This is a genomic window from Methylobacterium sp. P1-11 (genome assembly GCF_008329595.1).
In the GTDB taxonomy this organism is placed as follows: domain Bacteria; phylum Pseudomonadota; class Alphaproteobacteria; order Rhizobiales; family Beijerinckiaceae; genus Methylobacterium.
On the sequence record NZ_NPKS01000032.1, the window covers coordinates 15,285 to 33,060 of the forward strand.

The 17,776-nt window shown below is 70.5% G+C and carries 17 protein-coding genes; 11 read left to right on the forward strand and 6 right to left on the reverse strand.

What is annotated here, in order from left to right; genetic code table 11:
- Positions 1 to 59: 59 nt before the first annotated feature.
- The 9 genes from CIW48_RS25660 to CIW48_RS34615 all read left to right on the forward strand — a co-directional run bounded on the left by CIW48_RS25660 (position 60) and on the right by CIW48_RS34615 (position 9,040).
- Entirely contained in the window at positions 60 to 551 is a 492-nt protein-coding gene (locus tag CIW48_RS25660) for a Crp/Fnr family transcriptional regulator (RefSeq protein ID WP_149313275.1), read from the forward strand.
- A gap of 51 nt (positions 552 to 602) precedes the next feature.
- Positions 603 to 1,448 carry a 2,3,4,5-tetrahydropyridine-2,6-dicarboxylate N-succinyltransferase gene (dapD, locus tag CIW48_RS25665; protein ID WP_091786819.1) on the forward strand — a complete coding sequence of 282 codons (846 nt, stop codon included), beginning with the start codon at positions 603 to 605 and terminating at the stop codon, positions 1,446 to 1,448.
- A 25-nt stretch (positions 1,449 to 1,473) separates the two neighbouring features.
- Positions 1,474 to 2,328, forward strand: a complete 855-nt coding sequence (locus tag CIW48_RS25670) for an alpha/beta hydrolase (protein WP_149313276.1) — start codon at positions 1,474 to 1,476, stop codon at positions 2,326 to 2,328.
- 164 nt (positions 2,329 to 2,492) lie between these two features.
- Positions 2,493 to 3,371: a phosphatase PAP2 family protein gene (locus CIW48_RS25675; protein ID WP_149313277.1), complete on the forward strand. Its 879-nt coding sequence runs from the start codon at positions 2,493 to 2,495 to the stop codon at positions 3,369 to 3,371.
- A gap of 129 nt (positions 3,372 to 3,500) precedes the next feature.
- The gene (locus CIW48_RS25680) at positions 3,501 to 5,732 is read left to right on the forward strand and encodes a TonB-dependent siderophore receptor (RefSeq protein ID WP_149313278.1); all 2,232 of its coding nucleotides are present in this window, start codon (positions 3,501 to 3,503) and stop codon (positions 5,730 to 5,732) included.
- Between the two features lie 107 nt (positions 5,733 to 5,839).
- Positions 5,840 to 6,799, forward strand: coding sequence for an AEC family transporter (locus CIW48_RS25685; RefSeq protein WP_149313279.1), 960 nt, complete (start codon positions 5,840 to 5,842; stop codon positions 6,797 to 6,799).
- A gap of 169 nt (positions 6,800 to 6,968) precedes the next feature.
- Positions 6,969 to 7,514, forward strand: a complete 546-nt coding sequence (lptE, locus tag CIW48_RS25690) for an LPS assembly lipoprotein LptE (RefSeq protein ID WP_149313280.1) — start codon at positions 6,969 to 6,971, stop codon at positions 7,512 to 7,514.
- A gap of 6 nt (positions 7,515 to 7,520) precedes the next feature.
- Positions 7,521 to 8,558: a DNA polymerase III subunit delta gene (gene holA / locus CIW48_RS25695; protein WP_149313281.1), complete on the forward strand. Its 1,038-nt coding sequence runs from the start codon at positions 7,521 to 7,523 to the stop codon at positions 8,556 to 8,558.
- A gap of 347 nt (positions 8,559 to 8,905) precedes the next feature.
- A complete protein-coding gene (locus CIW48_RS34615; RefSeq protein WP_281407391.1) occupies positions 8,906 to 9,040 on the forward strand; it encodes a hypothetical protein in 135 nt (44 codons plus the stop codon).
- Between the two features lie 669 nt (positions 9,041 to 9,709).
- Here CIW48_RS34615 and CIW48_RS25700 read toward each other — a convergent pair.
- The 4 genes from CIW48_RS25700 to mnmG form a co-directional block, all read right to left on the reverse strand.
- Positions 9,710 to 10,603: a ParB/RepB/Spo0J family partition protein gene (locus tag CIW48_RS25700; RefSeq protein ID WP_091786816.1), complete on the reverse strand. Its 894-nt coding sequence runs from the start codon at positions 10,601 to 10,603 to the stop codon at positions 9,710 to 9,712.
- A 61-nt stretch (positions 10,604 to 10,664) separates the two neighbouring features.
- Positions 10,665 to 11,522: a ParA family protein gene (locus CIW48_RS25705; protein WP_149313282.1), complete on the reverse strand. Its 858-nt coding sequence runs from the start codon at positions 11,520 to 11,522 to the stop codon at positions 10,665 to 10,667.
- The gene (rsmG, locus tag CIW48_RS25710; RefSeq protein ID WP_149313283.1) at positions 11,519 to 12,154 is read right to left on the reverse strand and encodes a 16S rRNA (guanine(527)-N(7))-methyltransferase RsmG; all 636 of its coding nucleotides are present in this window, start codon (positions 12,152 to 12,154) and stop codon (positions 11,519 to 11,521) included. The genes CIW48_RS25705 and rsmG overlap by 4 nt, the downstream gene beginning before the upstream one ends.
- Positions 12,151 to 14,049 carry a tRNA uridine-5-carboxymethylaminomethyl(34) synthesis enzyme MnmG gene (gene mnmG / locus CIW48_RS25715; protein WP_149313284.1) on the reverse strand — a complete coding sequence of 633 codons (1,899 nt, stop codon included), beginning with the start codon at positions 14,047 to 14,049 and terminating at the stop codon, positions 12,151 to 12,153. The genes rsmG and mnmG overlap by 4 nt, the downstream gene beginning before the upstream one ends.
- A gap of 422 nt (positions 14,050 to 14,471) precedes the next feature.
- On the opposite strand from mnmG, the gene CIW48_RS33495 reads away from it, so the two are divergent.
- Positions 14,472 to 14,621, forward strand: a complete 150-nt coding sequence (locus CIW48_RS33495) for a hypothetical protein (protein ID WP_164706362.1) — start codon at positions 14,472 to 14,474, stop codon at positions 14,619 to 14,621.
- A gap of 225 nt (positions 14,622 to 14,846) precedes the next feature.
- Here CIW48_RS33495 and CIW48_RS25720 read toward each other — a convergent pair whose 3' ends face one another.
- Together CIW48_RS25720 and CIW48_RS25725 are read right to left on the reverse strand one after the other, a co-directional pair.
- Positions 14,847 to 15,068: a heavy-metal-associated domain-containing protein gene (locus CIW48_RS25720; RefSeq protein WP_091786813.1), complete on the reverse strand. Its 222-nt coding sequence runs from the start codon at positions 15,066 to 15,068 to the stop codon at positions 14,847 to 14,849.
- A 69-nt stretch (positions 15,069 to 15,137) separates the two neighbouring features.
- Positions 15,138 to 16,016 carry a MipA/OmpV family protein gene (locus CIW48_RS25725; RefSeq protein WP_149313285.1) on the reverse strand — a complete coding sequence of 293 codons (879 nt, stop codon included), beginning with the start codon at positions 16,014 to 16,016 and terminating at the stop codon, positions 15,138 to 15,140.
- 279 nt (positions 16,017 to 16,295) lie between these two features.
- Here CIW48_RS25725 and CIW48_RS25730 point away from each other — a divergent pair, with 279 nt between their 5' ends.
- The gene (locus CIW48_RS25730; RefSeq protein WP_149313286.1) at positions 16,296 to 17,756 is read left to right on the forward strand and encodes an EAL domain-containing protein; all 1,461 of its coding nucleotides are present in this window, start codon (positions 16,296 to 16,298) and stop codon (positions 17,754 to 17,756) included.
- Positions 17,757 to 17,776 lie beyond the last annotated feature (20 nt).

Genomic DNA, 17,776 nt, shown 5'->3' on the forward strand with positions numbered 1-17,776 from the left:
GAAGCTTTACGTGTAGGCGATCCGGCGGGTTCGCGTATGCGCAGGGTGGTGAGGCGTTCTTGGGGCTCGACGACGACATCGCGATCCTCGCGGCCGCACCGCTGTTCGGCTTTCTCGACCGCGACGCCCTCCGTCTGCTGACCTTCGCGGCGGAGCGCCGCGATCTCGCGGACGGCGACCTGCTGTTCGCGCGCGGCGATCCGGCCGATGGCGGCTTCGTGGTGATGGCGGGGACGATCCGGCTCGCGCCCCGGGTTCAGGGAGCCGAGACGGTGCGGGCCGGGCGCTCCGCGCTGATCGGCCAGCTCGCCCTGTTCGTGCGCGGCACACGGCCGACCGAGGCCCGGGCCGAGGGGAGCGCCGCGGTGATGCGGATCACCCCGATGCTGATGCGCCGCGTGCTGGAGGAGTTCCCCGCCGCCGCGCAGGCCGTCCACGACACCCTGGCGGACGACCTCGTCGGGCTGGTGACCGATCTCGATCAGGTGCGCGAACTCCTCGAGGTCATCGACGGTATCTCCTCAGGTGACAGCTCCGGTGGCCGCTTGTAAGCACGGGCTCCCGCTGCAAGAGTTCTGACCCGTTCCATGTCCCAGGCCGGCCTGCCCCATTCCGATCTCGCCCAGACCATCGAAGCCGCCTGGGAAGACCGTGCCACCATCTCGACCGCCACCACGGGTGCGGTGCGCGAGGCGGTCGAGGCGGCTCTGGACCTGCTCGATTCGGGCAAGGCCCGCGTCGCCGAGAAGTCCGGCAACCACGATTGGGTGGTCAATCAGTGGCTGAAGAAGGCGGTTCTGCTCTCCTTCCGCCTCAACGACATGGCGACGATCGAGGGTGGCCCGGGCGGCGCGCCCTGGTGGGACAAGGTCGCCTCCAAGTTCGCCGGCTGGGGCGAGGCCGAATTCCGCGCCGCGGGTCTGCGGGCGGTGCCGGGCTGCTTCGTCCGCCGTGGCTCCTACATCGCCCCCGGGGCCGTGCTGATGCCGAGCTTCGTCAATCTCGGCGCCCATGTCGGCGAAGGCACCATGGTCGATACCTGGGTGACGATCGGCTCCTGCGCGCAGGTGGGGAAGAACTGCCACATCTCCGGCGGCGCCGGTATCGCGGGCGTGCTGGAGCCGCTCCAGGCCAACCCGGTGATCATCGAGGATGATTGCTTCATCGGGGCGCGTGCCGAGGTGGCGGAGGGCGTCATCGTCGGCCAGGGCAGCGTCCTGTCCATGGGCGTCTATATCGGCGCCTCCACCAAGATCGTGGACCGGACCACCGGCGAGGTGATGTACGGTCGGGTTCCGCCCTACTCCGTGGTCGTGTCGGGCACGATGCCCGGCAAGGCGCTGCCGGACGGCTCGCCCGGCCCGGGCCTCTACTGCGCAGTGATCGTCAAGCGCGTCGATGCCGGCACGCGGTCCAAGACCGCGATCAACGAACTGCTGCGCACCTGATTTTTGGGGACTTGGCGGGAGCGCGATGGAGACGCCGGAGCTGAACCTCACGGTGGCGGGCCGGACGGTGCCGACCCCCTGCGACAGGATCGGGGCGGGACCGGACGCGCTCTTGCTCCCCGCCCTGTCGACCATCTCGGCGCGGGCCGAGATGCGGGACCTCGCCGGTTTTCTGGGGACCGAGTATCGCTGCCTCATCCCCGACTGGCCGGGGTTCGGCGCCCGCCCGCGGAACCGGGTTTCGCTGGCTCCGGAGACCTTCCACGCCTTCCTGGACGCCCTGCTGGCCGCCGCGCCGGGCCCCTACGCCCTCGGCATCGCGGCCGGTCATGCCGCCGGCTACCTCATGGCGGCGGCGCGACGCCATCCGCAGGCCTTCGGGCGGCTGGTCTTGGTGGCACCGACCTGGCGGGGACCGCTGCCCACCGCGATGCCGGGGCGGGCGCACTGGTTCCCGCGCATCCGCCGGGCCGTGGAGGCGCCGATCCTCGGCGAGGCGCTCTACCGGATCAACATCAGCCCGCCGATCATCGGCCGGATGATGCGGGCCCATGTCTTTGCGGATCCCGCCCGGATCACGCCGGCGCTGATCCGCGACAAGCACGCGATCACCCGGCAGCGCAACGGCCGCTTCGGCACCGCCGCCTTCGTCACCGGTGGCCTCGACCCGGTGGGCAGCCGCGACGCGTTCCTGGCTCTGTTCGGCGACGGCCTGCCGCCGACCCTGGTTCTGCGCCCGGAACATGCACCTCGGCGTTCGGGAGCCGAGATGGACGCCCTCATCGCGGGCGGCCGCGTGACCGGCGCCACGATCCCTGGCGCCCTGAGCCCCCACGAGGAATATCCGGGCGCCGTGGCCGCCGCGATCCTGGGGGCCTGACCGGGGCGGGAAGGGCACCGGACCGCGCGTGGCAGGCGGCGGGAACCGGCCCCGTCACCCTGGACAGATTCGCGCGCCTGTGCAGGGACTGGATGGGCCGGCTGAACCGTTGGTCCGGCAGCGGGCGCGTCCCGCAGATTCCGTCCGATAGAGCCCCGGATCCGATGCTGCGCACGCCGACCCTGCCTCTCCTCGCCCCGGCAGCCCTCGCCCTCCTCCTGTCCGTCGCGGTCCGCGCCGAGGACGCGCCCCGCCCAGTGTCCCCGGGGACCCAAGCGGCCCCGTCTCTCGGCGCCGATACGCTGAAGCCGGGCAAGCCGGCCGTGAAGCCCTACCTGGCGGACGCGGCCCTGCCCGACGCCGTCCAGATCCTGCCCTCCCCGCCGGCCCACGACGCACCCCTCGACAAGGCCGATCGGGCGGCCTTCAACAGCACCCGCGTGCTCAAGGGGACCCCCCGCTGGGACCTGGCCGCGAACGACGTGGCCGAGGGCGCCGCTGCGGTGCTCGAGAATTTCGCCTGCGTGCTCGGCACCCGGATCGATCAGGCGCGGGTGCCGGCGGTGATCAACCTTCTGGAGCGCGCCCGCCTCGACCTCGCCCGGGCAACGCGGGCCCCCAAGGTCCATTACCGCCGCCTGCGCCCCTTCGTGGGCAACGAGGCACCGATCTGCGTGCAGCGCAGCCAGGCCCTGGCCGACAGCTTCAGCTATCCCTCCGGCCACGCCACCCAGGGCTGGGCCTATGCGCTGATCCTCGCCTCCCTGGTCCCTGAGAAGGCGACCCCGATCCTGGTCCGTGGCCGGGCCTACGGCGAGAGCCGGATCGTCTGCGGCGTGCACTGGCTCAGCGACGTGGCGGCGGGCCGCCTCACCGGCACTGCGGTTTTTGCCGCCTTGATGGGGGATGCGGCCTTCCGGGCAGATCTCGACAAGGCCCGGGCCGAACTCCGCAGCGCCATGGCGGCCCCCGTCACCGCGCCCGATCAGGCCGCCTGCACCCGCGAGACCGACGCTCTGCGGGAGCCGCCGCTCGAGTTCTAGGCGCGAACCGTTCCAGATTTGAAGACTTCTAAGTGTGTGATATTCAACACGTTTTTGGCCTGATCAAGTGGCTGTGAATGGTGCTACCGGAGCCTTAGGCGCCGTCTGAGGCGTGTTTCTGGGGCTCCAATGTCGTTTCATTCCGCACCGCCCGGACTGCTTCTTGCCACCACGGCTCTGACCAGCATCGCCCTCGTCCAGTCGGCTGCCGCGCAGGGCGCTGCCGTGCAGCTCCACGAGATCTCCGTCGAGGCTACCCGTCCGGCCGCTGCGGCTCCGACCGCCCTCGGCGGCGGCGGCAATATCAGCGGCGGTGACGGCAACAGTTCGGCCACCAGCGGCGGCGGCGGCGGCCCCTCCGGCGTCACCGGCTACGTGGCACGGGTGAGCCCCACCGCCACGAAGACCAACACGCCCCTGATCGAGACGCCGCAATCGGTCTCGGTGGTCACCCGGGAGCAGCTCAACGACCGCAACGTCCAGAGCTTCAGCGACGCCCTCGCCTACGTGCCGGGCGCGACCATCAACGTTTCGGGCTTCGACCCACGCTTCGATCAGGTCTTCATCCGCGGCTTCGACGTGCTCTCCAACCAGGGCATCTATCGCGATGGCCTGCGTCAGATCGGGAGCGGCTTCATCTTCCCGCGCATCGAGCCCTACGGTCTGGAGGCCGTCACCGTCCTGCGGGGCCCGTCTTCCGGCCTGTATGGTCTCGGCTCACCGGGCGGCATTCTCGACGTCACGTCGAAGCGGCCGGTCTTCGCGCCGTTCGGCGAGGTCTGGTTTCAGTCGGGAAGCTTCGACCGCTTCCAGGGCAATTTCGATCTCGGCGGCCCGATCGCGGGAACGGACGGCACCATGGCTTACCGCCTGACCGGCGTGCGTCGGGAGGCGGGGACCTTCATCGGCCGGGGCACGAACGACGACCAACTCAACATTGCCCCCGCTTTCACGTGGAAGCCCTCGGCCGATACGACCCTCACCTTCCTCAGCGAGTTTCAGGTCCGAAATACGCCGGCGACTGTGTTTTATTACAATGATCCCGGTTTCCGCGTGACCAAGTATTATAGCGGCGACCCCCGCTTCGCTGGTCTCGACCAGACGCAGTACCGCGTCGGCTACGCCTTCGAGCACCGCTTCTCGGACGACCTGATCGTCCGCCAGAATTTCCGGCATTACGGCGTCTTCCTGAGCGCGAAGTACACCGGGATCGATTCGATCAATGAGGCGCGCACCTTGGGTGCCCGCTCTACCGGCTACATCCGCGAGGGGCTGGTTCAGCAGACCCTGGACAACCAGATCGAAGCGCATGTCACCACCGGCCCGATCGCCCATACCCTGGTGGCGGGTGTGGACTACGCCCATTACGGCCTGAGCAACCGGTTCGGCGCCGGGCCCGCACCCGCCCTCAACCTGATCACTCAGAATTACGGCCAGCAATTCATCCCGACCCCGGTCCTCGCGAGCCCGACGCGCCAAGCCCAGGACCAGATCGGCGTCTACCTGCAGGATCAGGCCAGGTTCGGCGACTTCGTGCTGACGCTGAACGGCCGTCACGACTGGGTCTTCCAGGACAACCGGACCTCGCCCGTCAGCGCAGTGACGAGCCAGGACAATTCCGCCTTCACCGGCCGTGTCGGTCTGAACTACCTCCTGGCCCCCGGCCTCGTGCCCTATGCCAGCTACGCCACGACCTTCACGCCGCAGGTGGGCACGGATGTGCGCGGCCAAGCCTTCAAGCCGGCGACGGGCGACCAGATCGAGGCGGGCGTGAAGTACCTGATCCCCGGGACCAACATCCAGACGGCCTTCGCGGGGTTTGACATCGTGCAGTCGAGCATCCTGCGGACGGACTCGACCAATATCGCCTTCCAGGCGGCCACCGGCTCCGTGCGCTCCCGCGGCTTCGAGGCCGAGGCCACGGCCAATCTCGCGCCGGGCACCAACCTGACCATCGCCTATACGCACTTGGATTTCCGGTTCCTGAGCCAGACCTCGTTCACGGGAGCGACGCAGGATGGAAATCGTGTGTCGGGTATTCCCAGCGACACCTACACGTCGTTCCTGACCTACGCGTTCCCGACCTCCTCACCGTTGCGCGGGCTGACGGTCGGTGGTGGCATCCGCTACATCGGCACGAGCTTCGCCGATGACGACAACACGGTTCGCAATCCGACCGTGACACTCTACGACGCCCTGGTCGCCTATGATTTCGCGGCGATCGACCCGAAGTATCAAGGTCTCCGCGCGCAGATCAACGCCTACAATATCTTCGACCGGACCTATAACACCTGCGCGTTCGGCAATTGCTTTCGCGGTGCGCCCGCGACGGTCATCGGCAGCCTGATCTATCGCTGGTAGCCGCCTTGCGCGGGGGCGGCGGCATGGCAGGTCCCCGCCCCCGACACTGGAGCCGGGATCGAAAACCGTCCTAAGGCCCGGACGTCGTCCTTCGATCCGGGCCCGCCATGCTCTCGACCCTTCTGGTCGTGCTGCCGATCTTCGCGCTGATCTTCGCCGGCTGGCTGGCCCGGAGGATCGGTGTGCTCGGGGCCGCCGCGACCACCGAACTCAACCGGTTCGTGGTCTTCCTGGCTCTGCCGGCGCTCCTGTTCGACGTGACCGCCCACGCCCATTGGGCTGCCATCTGGAGGCCCGGCTTCATCGGTGCCTTCGGCCTCAGCAGCCTCGCGGTCTTCGCCCTCACGGTGCTGATCCGGCGCGGGGAGGGGCGGCCGCTGGCCGATGCCGCGGTGGACGGGCTCAACGCCGGCTATGCCAATACCGGCTTCATGGGCTTCCCCCTGGCGCTGGTCGCCTTCGGGCCGGAGGCGCTCGCGCCCACTACGGTGGCGGCGATCCTCACGGTCTGCGGCGTGTTCGCGGTGGCGATCGTGCTGATCGAGACCGGGCTGCGGCGCGAGGCGGCCGCGACAGGCCGGAGCGGCGGGGCCCGCCAGCCCGTCTGGTGGACGGTCGTGCGCTCCCTCGTGCGCAACCCGCTGCTGGTGGCGCCGGCGCTGGGCGCCCTGGTGCCGAGTGCCGGGCTGACCGTGCCGGAGGCGGTGGCCACGTTCCTGAAGCTCCTCGGCGGCGCGGCGGCGCCCTGCGCCCTGGTGGCGCTCGGCCTGTTCCTGGCCCAGCCCCGCCACAGCGGGGGCGGGCAGGGGCGCACCGCCGCGCTGCTCGTCGGCCTCAAGCTCGCGCTCCATCCGCTGCTGGCCTTCGGCCTCGGCCGCTACGTGTTCGACCTGCCGCCGCTCCTGCTGCACACCGCCGTGCTCATGGCGGCCCTCCCCACCGGCACCGGGCCGTTCATGCTGGCGGAGTTCTACCGGCGCGAGGCCGACCTGACCGCCACGGTGGTGCTGGTCTCGACGGTCCTGGCCGTCGTCACGGTCTCGGCCTACCTCGCGGCGATCGCCTAGGCGTCGCGACCGATCCTCGGCGCTCCGTCCCGGGGCAGCCCGGCGTTCGGAAACAGGACGACCACGCTCTTGCCGCAGAGGAATCGTAACGTTTGATCCGTAGCGTCGTGGCGCGGAACGCCGTGTCCGCGCTAGAACGATCCGACATGCAGGGGCGGAACGACGGCGTATGGTGGGTTCGGGAGTTTCCATCGCGGGGCGGATCGCCCGCCTCGCCTGTGCGACCGGCTTGGCGCTGAGCCTCTCGGCCTGCTTCCGGCCGCTCTACGGGCCGACCGCCTCGGGAGAATCCGTCCAGGCGCTGCTCGCCTCGGTCCAGGTCGACGACGTGGCGATGGCCCAGGGCCAGGAGCGCCTCGGCCATTACCTGCGCAGCGAGCTGGTCTTCGACCTCGACGGGTCCGGCCATCCGGCAACCAAGCGCTACCGGCTGAAGCTCTCCGGCTCCGAGATCGTGCAAACCCCGATCGTCTCCTCCACCACCGGCCGCGCCGAGGCCGGTACCCTTGTGGCCAACATCAAGTACAGCCTCGAGGATATGAGCGGCACCAAGGTCTACACCGAGGGCGTCGCCACCTCGACCGCCACCTACGACCGCTCGGTCCAGCGCTTCGCCAGCCAGCGGGCCGCGCGCGACGCCGAGATCCGTCTGGCCGGCGTGCTGTCCGATCAGATCAAGAGCCGCCTCGCCGCCGTGCTCTCGACGAAGCCGTAATCCGACGTGACGGCGGTCAAGGCCGGTGAAATCGAGGGGCTGATCCGGCGCGGTCCCGATCCGCGCATCCCCGTCATCCTCGTGTTCGGGCCGGATACCGGTCTGGTCACCGAGCGGGCTCGGAAGCTCGCCGAGGATTTCGTCGACGATCCGGCCGATCCTTTCGCACTGGTGCGGATCGACGGTGACACCCTGGCGGCCGATCCGGGCCGGCTGTGCGACGAGGCCGGGACGATGGGCCTGTTCGGCGGCCGCCGATCGATCTGGGTCCGGCCCGGCACCCGCAACTACGCGCCCGCCGTGGAGGCGGTGCTCGGCGCGACCGTCGCCGACGCCCGCATCGTCGTGGAGGCCGGCGACCTCGCCAGAAACAATCCGCTGCGCACCCTGTGCGAACGCTCTCCCAAGGCGCTCGCGATCCCCTGCTATGCCGACGACGAGCGGACCCTCTCGGACCTGATCGAGCGGACCCTTCAGGAGCGCGGCCTGCGCATTGATCGGGCCGCCCGCGAGGTCTTGGCCCGCAGCCTCGGCGGCGACCGCCGGGCGAGCCTGATGGAGATCGAGAAGCTCGCCCTCTACGCCGCGGGGGAGGGTGGCAAGACCGTGACCCTCGACCATGTCGAGGCCGTCACCAGCGACGTCGCGGCGAGCGTGCTCAACACCCTGATCGACGCCGCCTTCGACGGCCGCCGCGACGCGGTGGAGCGCGACTACCGGCGCTTCCGCCACGAGGGCCTCGACCCGGGGGTGGTGCTGGGCTCGGCGCTGCGGCACGCCCTGACGCTGCTCACCACCCGCCTCGACAATCCCGACAAGACACCCGCCATGATGGTCGCGACGTGGCGGGGCCTGCATTTCAAGCGCAAGGGTAGCATCGAGGGCCAGCTCGGCGCCTGGCCGCCCGGCACCCTCCGGCAGGCCGTCGCGGCCCTGCAGGAGGCCGTCCTTGCCTGCCGGAGGGCCGAGCCTGACCTGGCCCATGCGCTGGCCTCGGCGGCCCTTCTGCGGGTCGCGGAGGCGGGGGCGCGGCGGCGGCGGTAGAGCATTGTCTGCGGCAGCGGAGGCCTCTCCGCGGCGGAGGATACCGGAGCGACAATGGCCCGGAGCCGTGCACCATACGCACGGCACGCCTTCTTCGGTCCGCGACGGAAGGCGCCGGTGTCGACAGGCGGACGGACACAATCGCGAGATTTCGGCCCTCTATCGCCCGATCTGGACCACCCTCCTGATCGCGCCGCCATACCCTTTCCCGCCTCGCGCCGCAGCCTGCCGGCTGTTCTCGGTGCCTCCGCGATGTGCCGTGTGCCGGCGCGTCCGGGGCGGGATCCTACGCCCGCCTTCTGATCCCGCAGGCCGTTGAAGGCCCGTTCTGCCGGGACTTGAGGCTCGTGCCCGCCGATATCCGGCAGGATCGCCCCGGCATCCCGCTGTTGCTCGCCCGGCGGGTGGTCGAGGCAGCGAACTGCGCGCCCTTGCCGGGGAGACGGATCGACGTCTGGCACTGCGACGCCGAGGGCCGGTAGTCGGCTACGCGGGGCAGGGGGCGGGGAACGTCGATACGCGGTCGGACCTGCTTGCGCGACAGCCAGACGACCGACATGACGGGGCGGGTCCGGTTCGAGACGATCTATCCCGGCTGGTACGTGGGTCGCGCCAAGCATATCCACGTCAAGGCGTTCCTCGACGGGCGCACGATGCTCACCGGGCAGATCTACTTTCCCAACGCGCTGAGCGAGTTCCTCGACACGCAGGTCCCGGCCTATGGGGGCCGCAGCGGCGCGCGGATCGTGATCAACAGCAGCGAGGCCCTTGCGGCGGCCCAGTCTCCCAGCCGGCGGGCCTTTTGCGCCGTACAGGAGAGGGCGACCGGCACCGCGCCACTCTGGTGCTCGGGGTTGACGGCAGCCGGGTCGAAGCGGGACGGGGGCCCGGCGGTCAGCCCCGGGGCCGCTCGGATTGAGCTGGCCTCCGGCGCCGCCGCCGCGGGTACCTGCCCTTCGGGACCGGCTCGCCGCCTTTGTGCCGGACCTGCGCCGGGCGCACTGAGGGGGACTACCCGGCAGCCTTCCGCATCATCGCGCGGCAAGGCGATCCGGAGAGCCGTCCCAATCCCGGATCGCGCCCGCCATGTCCGGGTCGCGTCACACCGTTCGCACAGCCCGCGAGACCCGACCGTGCGGCCGGAGCCGGCCTCAGGCGTCCGAGACCTTGAACCGGTTGAGCAGGGCCTGCAGCTCGTCCTGGGACTCGTAGCGGATGCGGATCTCGCCCGAATCGGCATCCTTGGGCTTGTAGGAGACCGGGACGCCGAGCGCCCGGTGGATCCGGAGTTCCAGATCGCGCACAGTCGCGGGGCGCTCGGCCGAGAGGCGCGGGCGACCGGGACGGGGCGTCTCGGCCGGGGCAGCCTCCGCGGACGCGATGGCCTCCACATCCCGGACCGACAGGCCCTCGGCCACGACGCGGCGCGCCAGCGCCTCGGGATCGCGCACGGCCAGCAGGGCGCGGGCGTGTCCGGCGGTCAGCTCGCCGGCGGAGACCCGCTCCTGCACGGAGAGCGGCAGGTTGAGCAGCCGGAGCGTATTGGCCAGATGGCTGCGGCTCTTGCCCAGGATCTCGGCCAACTCCTTCTGCGTGTACGAGAAATCCTTCATCAGGCGCTCGTAGCCGGACGCCTCCTCGATCGCGTTGAGATCGGTGCGCTGGACGTTCTCCAAGATGGCGAATTCCAGGGAGCCGCGGTCGTCGATCTCGACCACCACCACCGGCACCTCGTCGAGGCCGGCGCGCTGGGCGGCCCGCCAGCGCCGCTCGCCGGCCACGATCTCGAAGGTCCCGGGCACGTCGCCGATCGGGCGGACCACGATCGGCTGGATGATGCCCCGCTGGCCGATCGAGGCCGCCAGTTCGGACAGTTCCGTCTCGGCGAAGCTCCGGCGCGGGTTGCGCGGGTTGGCACGCAGGAACTCGACCGGAACCTTGCGCTGCTCCTCGGCCTTGGCCGACGCGCGGCCGGCCTCGTTGAAATCGCCGATCAGCGCCGCGAGCCCGCGCCCCAGTCGAGGCTTCGCCCCCTCCTCCGCCATGATCGCCACCCGTGTCACGCTCCACATCCCCCCTCTTCGAACCGGAGGGGGCTCAAATCAATCAGGCCGCGGCCGGAACCCGGCCCTCGCGCTGGATCACTTCCGAGGCGAGGCGCAGGTAGGCCTGGCTGCCGGCGCATTTCAGGTCGTACAGCAAGGCCGGCTTTCCGTGCGAGGGCGCCTCGGAGATCCGGACGTTGCGGGGGATCACGGTCTCGTAGACCTTGTCGCCCATGAACCCGCGCACATCCGCCACGACCTGGGCGGAGAGGTTGTTGCGCGGGTCGAACATCGTCAGCACGATGCCCTGGATCGTCAGCTTCGGGTTCAGGGCGCCGCGGACCTGCTCGACGGTGCGCAGAAGCTGGCTGAGCCCCTCCAGGGCGAAGAACTCGCATTGCAGCGGCACCAGCACCGCGTCGGCGGCCGCCAGCGCATTGATGGTCAGCAGGTTGAGCGAGGGCGGGCAGTCGATCAGCACGTAGCTGATCCGGCTCAGGCTCGGCGCCTGGGTGAGGCTCTTCAGGACGCCGCGCAGCCGGTGCGCGCGGTCGGGCAGGGTGGCCAGTTCCAGCTCCAGGCCGAGGAGGTCCATGGTCGAGGGCGCCAGCGACAGCCGGGGCACCGCCGTCGGGACCACGGCCTGCGCCAGGGAGGCCTCGCCCGCCATGACTTCGTAGGTCGACACCTTGCGCTTGGCGCGGTCGATGCCCAGACCCGTTGACGCATTGCCCTGCGGATCGAGATCGATCACCAGCACGTCCTCGCCGATCGCCGCCAGGGCGGTGCCGAGGTTGATCGCCGTCGTGGTCTTGCCGACGCCGCCCTTCTGGTTGGCGAGCGCCAGAACGCGCAGAGGGCGTCGCATGGATGAATCCATGGACCGGTCGGCGGGATCGCCGAGGATCGCTTCGCTCATCGGTGGCTCGGGGCGGCGAGGGCAGTGACGCGCACGATCCGGGCATCGGAATCGGTCCGGCTCGGCACGAGGTCGTTAACGACTGTCCACTGCGCGCCGGCCTGGGTCAATTCGGCTTGTACGTCCCGGCCCTTCGGAAACAGGCCGGTGGTGCCCGTTTTCAACAGAGGCTCGGTCCAGGCGAGGAGCTGTGCCATCGGCGCGAGGGCGCGGGCGCAGACGACCTCGGTGCCGACGTACTCGTCGATCACGGCCTCGATCCGGGTGTTGCGCACCCGGGCCGGGGCCCCGGTGAGGCGAGCCGTCTCGGTGAGGAAGGCGCATTTGCGCGCGTTGCTCTCCACGAGGTCGACCCGGATGCCGCGTTCCCGGCCGGCGATGGCCAGGATCAGGCCCGGAATGCCCGCTCCGGAGCCGAGGTCGAGCCAGGTGCGGGCGCCGGGTGCCAGATCGAGCAGCTGCAATGCGTCGTCGATATGGCGGCTCCAGACCTCCGTCAGGGTCGCCGGGCCGACGAGGTTCTTGATCGGCTGCCAGCGGCGCAGCTGTGCCACGTAGAGGTCCAGCCGCTCGGCTGTTTCACGTGAAACACGGGAGGCCGCCAGGATGCGGGCGCGATCCGGGTCATTCATGCCGACAGCTGATCCAGGGCCGGCGCCGACCGCGCGCCGCGCCGCGCATGCGCGGCGAGCAGGGTCAGCGCGGCCGGGGTCACGCCCTCGATCCGTGCTGCCTGTCCCAGGGTCCCGGGGCGCACGGTCTCGAGCTTCACCCGCATCTCATTGGAGAGGCCGCTGATCGCCGCGTAATCCAGACTCGCGGGCAGGCGCACCGCCTCGTCGCGGCGGAAGGCTGCGATGTCGGCGTTCTGCCGGTCGAGATAGACCGCATAGGTCGCGTCGGTCTTCATCCGATCGGCGATCCGTGGAGCGACATCGGCGAGATCCGGCCAGACCGCCGCCAGGGTAGACCACGCAATCTCCGGATAGGCCAGCAGCTGGAAGCCGGTGCGGCGGATGCCATCGCGGTTCAGGTTGATCCCATGGGAAGCGGCCTGGCTCGGCGTCAGGCTCACGGATTCGAGGCGGGCGCGGGCCGCGTCCAGGGCCGCCTGCCCGGCCGCGAAACGGGTTGCCCGATATCCCCCGACGCAGCCCAGCGCGATCCCGCGCGGCGTGAGGCGGGCATCCGCATTGTCGACCCGCAGGGACAGCCGGTACTCCGAGCGCGAGGTGAACATCCGGTAGGGCTCGCTGACCCCCTGGGTCACAAGGTCGTCGATCATCACGCCGAGATACGACTCGGCCCGATCGAAGCCCGCGATGCCGAGTCCACCCGCGTGCCGGGCGGCGTTGAGCCCGGCCACCAGCCCTTGGCCGGCAGCCTCCTCGTAGCCCGTCGTGCCGTTGATCTGGCCGGCCAGGAACAGGCCCGGCAGGCGCTTCACCTGAAGGCCGATATCGAGTTCCCGCGGATCGACGTAGTCGTACTCGATGGCGTAGCCCGGGCGCAGGATCGTGGCCCGCTCCAGCCCGGGGATCAGACGGACGAGAGCATGCTGCACCTCTTCCGGCAGGGCCGTGGAGATGCCGTTCGGGTAGATCGTCGGGTCGTCCAGGCCCTCGGGCTCCAGGAAGATCTGGTGCCCCTCCCGGTCGCCGAAGCGCACCACCTTGTCCTCGATCGACGGGCAGTAGCGCGGCCCCCGGCTGGCGATTCCACCGGAATACATCGGCGAGCGGTGCAGGTTGGCGCGGATCAGGTCGTGGACGGCCTGGCTCGTCCGGGTGATGCCGCAGCGGATCTGCGGCGTCGTGATCCGCTCGGTCAGGGTCGAGAACGGCACCGGCTCGGCATCGGCCTCCTGCATCTCCAGGCCGGCCCAATCGATGGTCCGTCCGTCAAGACGCGGGGGCGTGCCGGTCTTCAGGCGACCGAGCCGGAGGCCCAGGCGGTCGAGGGTCTGGGCCAGTCCGATCGCCGGCGCCTCGCCGACGCGACCCGCCGGGATCTGCCGCTCGCCGATGTGGATCAGCCCGCGCAGGAAGGTGCCGGTGGTCAGCACCACGGCCCCGCAGGCGAGGGTGCGCCCATCCGCCAGGACGAGGCCGCTGACGCGGCCCTCCGCGCCGAAGGTGAGATCCTCGCAGGCGCCCGCAATCACCGTGAGCCCGTCGGTCTCGGCCACCGCTTCCTGCATGGCGGCCGCGTAGAGCTTGCGGTCGGCCTGGGTCCGGGGGCCGCGTACCGCCGGGCCCTTGCGGCGGTTGAGCAGGCGGAACTGGATTCCGGCGGCGTCCGCGACCCGACCCATCAGGCCGTCCAGGGCATCGACCTCGCGCACGAGATGGCCCTTGCCGAGGCCGCCGATAGCCGGGTTGCAAGACATCGCCCCGATCGTCGTCGGATCGTGCGTGACCAGCACGGTGCGCGCGCCGCAGCGTGCGGCCGCGGCGGCGGCTTCGACGCCGGCATGGCCGCCGCCGACGACCGCAACGTCGAACCGGACGGGGGAGGTGGTGAGCATGGGGTGACGAGCAGCCTCTCGCAGAAGTCCCGCCGCAGCTGCGGGTCGGTGCGCACCCGCGTTCCCTGCGGGAGGGACCCGTGGGCCCATGGGTCCGCCGGGTGGTCTAAGCGGGCGCGGGCGCGGCGGTCAACGCATTCCGTCCGCAGCCGCACCGGATCGGCATCCCGCGCGCGGCCGTCGCGCGATGCGGTGAATGTGAATACGGTATTCAGCGCGACCGCACCGCAAAGATCTATCGTTCCCTCAAGCATTGCTCTCGAAGGATCGGCGAGAACTTAATGATGATCGCTTGCCAGTCTCGCCGGACCGTGCAAATCTTGCGCCGTGACTCCATCCTGAACGGACAGCGCCGTCCGGCAGGCCCATGAGGGGGGCTGTTTCGCCGCGTCGCGGGGCGACGCGGGATGAGGAGACTCGAGATGTCCTCGCTGACAATCGGCCTGGGGGCCGCCTGTTGTGCGGCCGGCGCCGCCGCTCATTTCCTCGACAGGACCCAGCGCAAGGAGGGCCTGTTCGGCCTCGCGGGCTTCGCCCTGCTGCTCACCGGGATGTTCCTGAGCCGCTCCTGAGCGGTCCTTCTCGGCACGGCGGCAACCATCGTCCCGAATCCAGCCCAGCAAGGTCGCCGTCCCTGCGAGCGGGGCGCAGCAACCCAGTTGCGCTACGCGCACAAGCGTCGCGCGTGCCCGCGTTGCTCGCGCTCCTTGCACCGATGTGGGGCGCCGCGACATTAGCTGCCGCAGCCTGCCGGCCCAGATCCGGAGACTGAGCGACTTCAGCCGATCCCGGCCGTCTCAGCCGGTCATGGCCGTCGCGGTGTAGCCGGCCTGAGTCAGGGCCTCGGCGATGGTGAGCGCCTGCGCGTCGGTGCGGATCGCCACCCGTGCGCCGTCCCGGTCGACCTGTACATCCGCCGCGGGATCAATCCGCTTCACCGCGCGGGTCACCGCGGCGGCGCAGCCGTCACAGGTCATGCCCTCCACCCGCATCAGCAGGTCGGCGCGCGTCTCGTCCATCCGGGCCTCCATATCCGTGTCGCCGCAATGTCGGGAGCCGGTGGGACCCGTGCAAGCCGCCGCGGCGGCCTAGAACGGCGCCGGCATCCGGAAGGCGTAATCGATGCGCAGGCCGAACTGGTACTGATTGGGGTTGCCGAAGGGGCGGCGCACCAGCGGGCTGTCGCCGGAGGCGCCGAGGATCCGGGTGTAGCCGGCATAGGCCGTATAGGCCCATGTCTCGCTCTGCGTGTAGGTGACGCCGCCGAGTACGCCCGCCGAGTAGAAGCTGCGCGGGTCGTAGGGGGTGACGCGCCCGTTCAGCGCCGCCTCGATCGGGGAGACCCCGAAATACTTCCGGGCGTAGCTGGCATCGCCGATGTTGAAGCGCGGCCCGATGGAGAACAGGAGCTTATCTGCCGGGATCAGGTAGTCGGCTGCCACCGAGCCGACGGTGCCGTGATGGCCGTAAACGCCCTGGCGGGCCTCGACGCGGGTCCGGATGAAGGAGACCGGATAGAATTCCGCGAACACGCCCGGCTCGACCGCGAAGCGTGCGTCGCGGAAGCCGTACAGGTGGCGCCGGTCGTCGCCGTAATAGCGCCCGGGCACGAAGCGCGCGGTCGGACCGATCCGGAACGACTCGGAGTCGAACAGCGAGAAGCTGAAACCGTCATCTGGCGTCGAGAAGCGGCGCGGCTCGCCCACCCGCCGGATGTCGATCGAGGGATAGCCGACGGCGGTGTAGTCGCTGGCGCCCGGATAGCGCGGCACGGCCTGGATCGAGCCGCTCAGCGTGACGATCCAAGTGTTTGGATCGACCATCGCGAAGGTCGGCGTCGGGCGCGCAAGGTCCGCGCCGAGATCTGCGGCCTGCAGCGCTGTCGTGCCGAAGGCTGCGAGCAGCGTGCCGGCGCCGAGAACAGCGCGAAATCGGGGAGTACGCAGGGGGACGGACGTCATGGCCACGCTTTATGATCCTTTTTCATCCCCGCCGCATTCGCAAGCCGCGCAACCCTCCCCGGAGGGCCTCGCAATCGGACCCGCCGTGATGATTCCGCAACGTTCCAGCGGGCGCCGGCGTCACACCCCCCGAAATTAACAGGCGGCATCGCACCATCACCCTCCCTGAGCCTTGCCGGCCGGGGTGTGCCCGGCCAATGATCCTGCGATTCGGTTCGCGCCCGGTGGGGTTCGCTCGGGATATTCCCCGGCGGCCGGCGCGCGTTCCTGGCAGGTGTTCAGACGATGGTCCCGGTCCTCGGCCGGTACGCGGGGCTGTTGACGGTCGGCCTACTCGGGCTCGTCGTGTTCGGGCCGTTCGCGGTGTTCCTGCCGCTCTGGAGCGCCTTGACGCTCGGCGCCGCGGCCGCCGCGGCCGGCTCTCTCGCCCTGACCCGTATCGCCACCTTGAAGGCGCGCTGCGAGAAGCTGTCCGGCGAGGTCGATCTGCTGTCCCGGCGCCTGCTCAAGGTCGAGACGGCGGCGGCCGCCGCGGCGGCTCAGCCGCGGCCCGAGGTCGCCGAGGCCACCCTTCGGGCGCAGATCGAGGAACTGACCGTCGAGTTCGGGCTCCTCAGCGGCATCGTGCGGGACCTCACCACGGTGGTGAGCAACCAGGATTCCGAGATCGCGAGCCTCAAGGCTCCGCGCGAGATCGCGCCGGCGCAGGCGCTCCGGCATCAGCCCGATCCGATGCCCGCCGCGGATCTCCCAGAAGCGCCGGCGCATCCGCAGGCGCCGGCCGCTCTGCCCGAGCGCATCCCGTCGGTGCCGCAGCCGGCCGCGACGGACCGGCAAACCGTCCGGGATCCGGCGCCGTCCATCTCGCCGCGCCCGATCCCGCCGCGCCCGATCCCGCCCCGGCTCACCGCGACCCCGCTCGACGACGCCGCGATCATCGCGGCCTTCGAAGGGGAGGGCCTGGAAATCCACCTGCAGCCCGTCGTCACCCTGCCCCAGCGCAAGGTCGTGGCCTACGAGGCGCTGGCCCGGCTGCGGATCGGAGGTCCTGGGACGCCGCCGGCCGAACCCGACGCCTTCCTGCCGGTGCTTGAGCGCTACGGCCGTACCACCGAACTCGATCGCCGCATGCTCCAGCGCGCCTCCATCGTGGCGCGTCACCTCGCCCGGCGGGGCAGCGAGACCCTGCTGACCTACAGCTTGTCGCCGCTGTCGCTGTTCGAGCCCGGCCTCCTGCGCGAATTGGCCCGCACGGCCGCCGACGATCCGGCCCTGGCGGGGTTGACCATCGCCCTGCCGCAGGAGAGCTGGCGCCGCCTCGACGCCGGCCAGCGGGGCCTGCTCGCGCCCCTGCAGGGCCGGATCGGGTTCAGCCTCGACCGCCCGGACGACCTGCGCTTTGAAGCGGCCGAACTCGCGGCGCTCGGCATCGGTCAGGTCAAGGTGCCGGCGGAGATGCTGCTGCGGCCGGGCGCGAACCGGGGCCGCCTGTCGGACATCGCCATCGAGGACACCGCACCGGCCCTCGGCCGGGCCGGGATCCGCGTCGTCGCCACCGGCGTCGCCGACGAGGCCGACGTTCCGGACCTGATCGACCTCGACGTGCCGTTCGCGCAGGGAACGGCCTTCGCGGCACCGCGTCCGGTGCGAGCGGAGGTCCTGGCGACTCCGCCGTCCGAGGAGCCGACGCCACCCCCGGAGCCCGAGCGGCGCCCGTTCCGATCGGTTCTGCGCCGCGCCGTGTAAGGCCATCGGACGAGGAAGCG

What these genes read in the sequence shown, in the direction of transcription:
- CIW48_RS25730 (WP_149313286.1), top strand. Translation starts at nt 16,296, where the DNA reads ATGGTCCCGGTCCTCGGCCGGTACGCGGGGCTGTTGACGGTCGGCCTA.
- CIW48_RS25720 (WP_091786813.1), bottom strand. Translation starts at nt 15,068, where the DNA reads ATGGACGAGACGCGCGCCGACCTGCTGATGCGGGTGGAGGGCATGACC.
- lptE (WP_149313280.1), top strand. Translation starts at nt 6,969, where the DNA reads ATGGTGGGTTCGGGAGTTTCCATCGCGGGGCGGATCGCCCGCCTCGCC.
- rsmG (WP_149313283.1), bottom strand. Translation starts at nt 12,154, where the DNA reads ATGAATGACCCGGATCGCGCCCGCATCCTGGCGGCCTCCCGTGTTTCA.
- CIW48_RS25685 (WP_149313279.1), top strand. Translation starts at nt 5,840, where the DNA reads ATGCTCTCGACCCTTCTGGTCGTGCTGCCGATCTTCGCGCTGATCTTC.
- CIW48_RS25700 (WP_091786816.1), bottom strand. Translation starts at nt 10,603, where the DNA reads ATGGCGGAGGAGGGGGCGAAGCCTCGACTGGGGCGCGGGCTCGCGGCG.
- CIW48_RS25680 (WP_149313278.1), top strand. Translation starts at nt 3,501, where the DNA reads ATGTCGTTTCATTCCGCACCGCCCGGACTGCTTCTTGCCACCACGGCT.
- mnmG (WP_149313284.1), bottom strand. Translation starts at nt 14,049, where the DNA reads ATGCTCACCACCTCCCCCGTCCGGTTCGACGTTGCGGTCGTCGGCGGC.
- CIW48_RS25675 (WP_149313277.1), top strand. Translation starts at nt 2,493, where the DNA reads ATGCTGCGCACGCCGACCCTGCCTCTCCTCGCCCCGGCAGCCCTCGCC.
- CIW48_RS25705 (WP_149313282.1), bottom strand. Translation starts at nt 11,522, where the DNA reads ATGAGCGAAGCGATCCTCGGCGATCCCGCCGACCGGTCCATGGATTCA.
- CIW48_RS25670 (WP_149313276.1), top strand. Translation starts at nt 1,474, where the DNA reads ATGGAGACGCCGGAGCTGAACCTCACGGTGGCGGGCCGGACGGTGCCG.
- CIW48_RS33495 (WP_164706362.1), top strand. Translation starts at nt 14,472, where the DNA reads ATGTCCTCGCTGACAATCGGCCTGGGGGCCGCCTGTTGTGCGGCCGGC.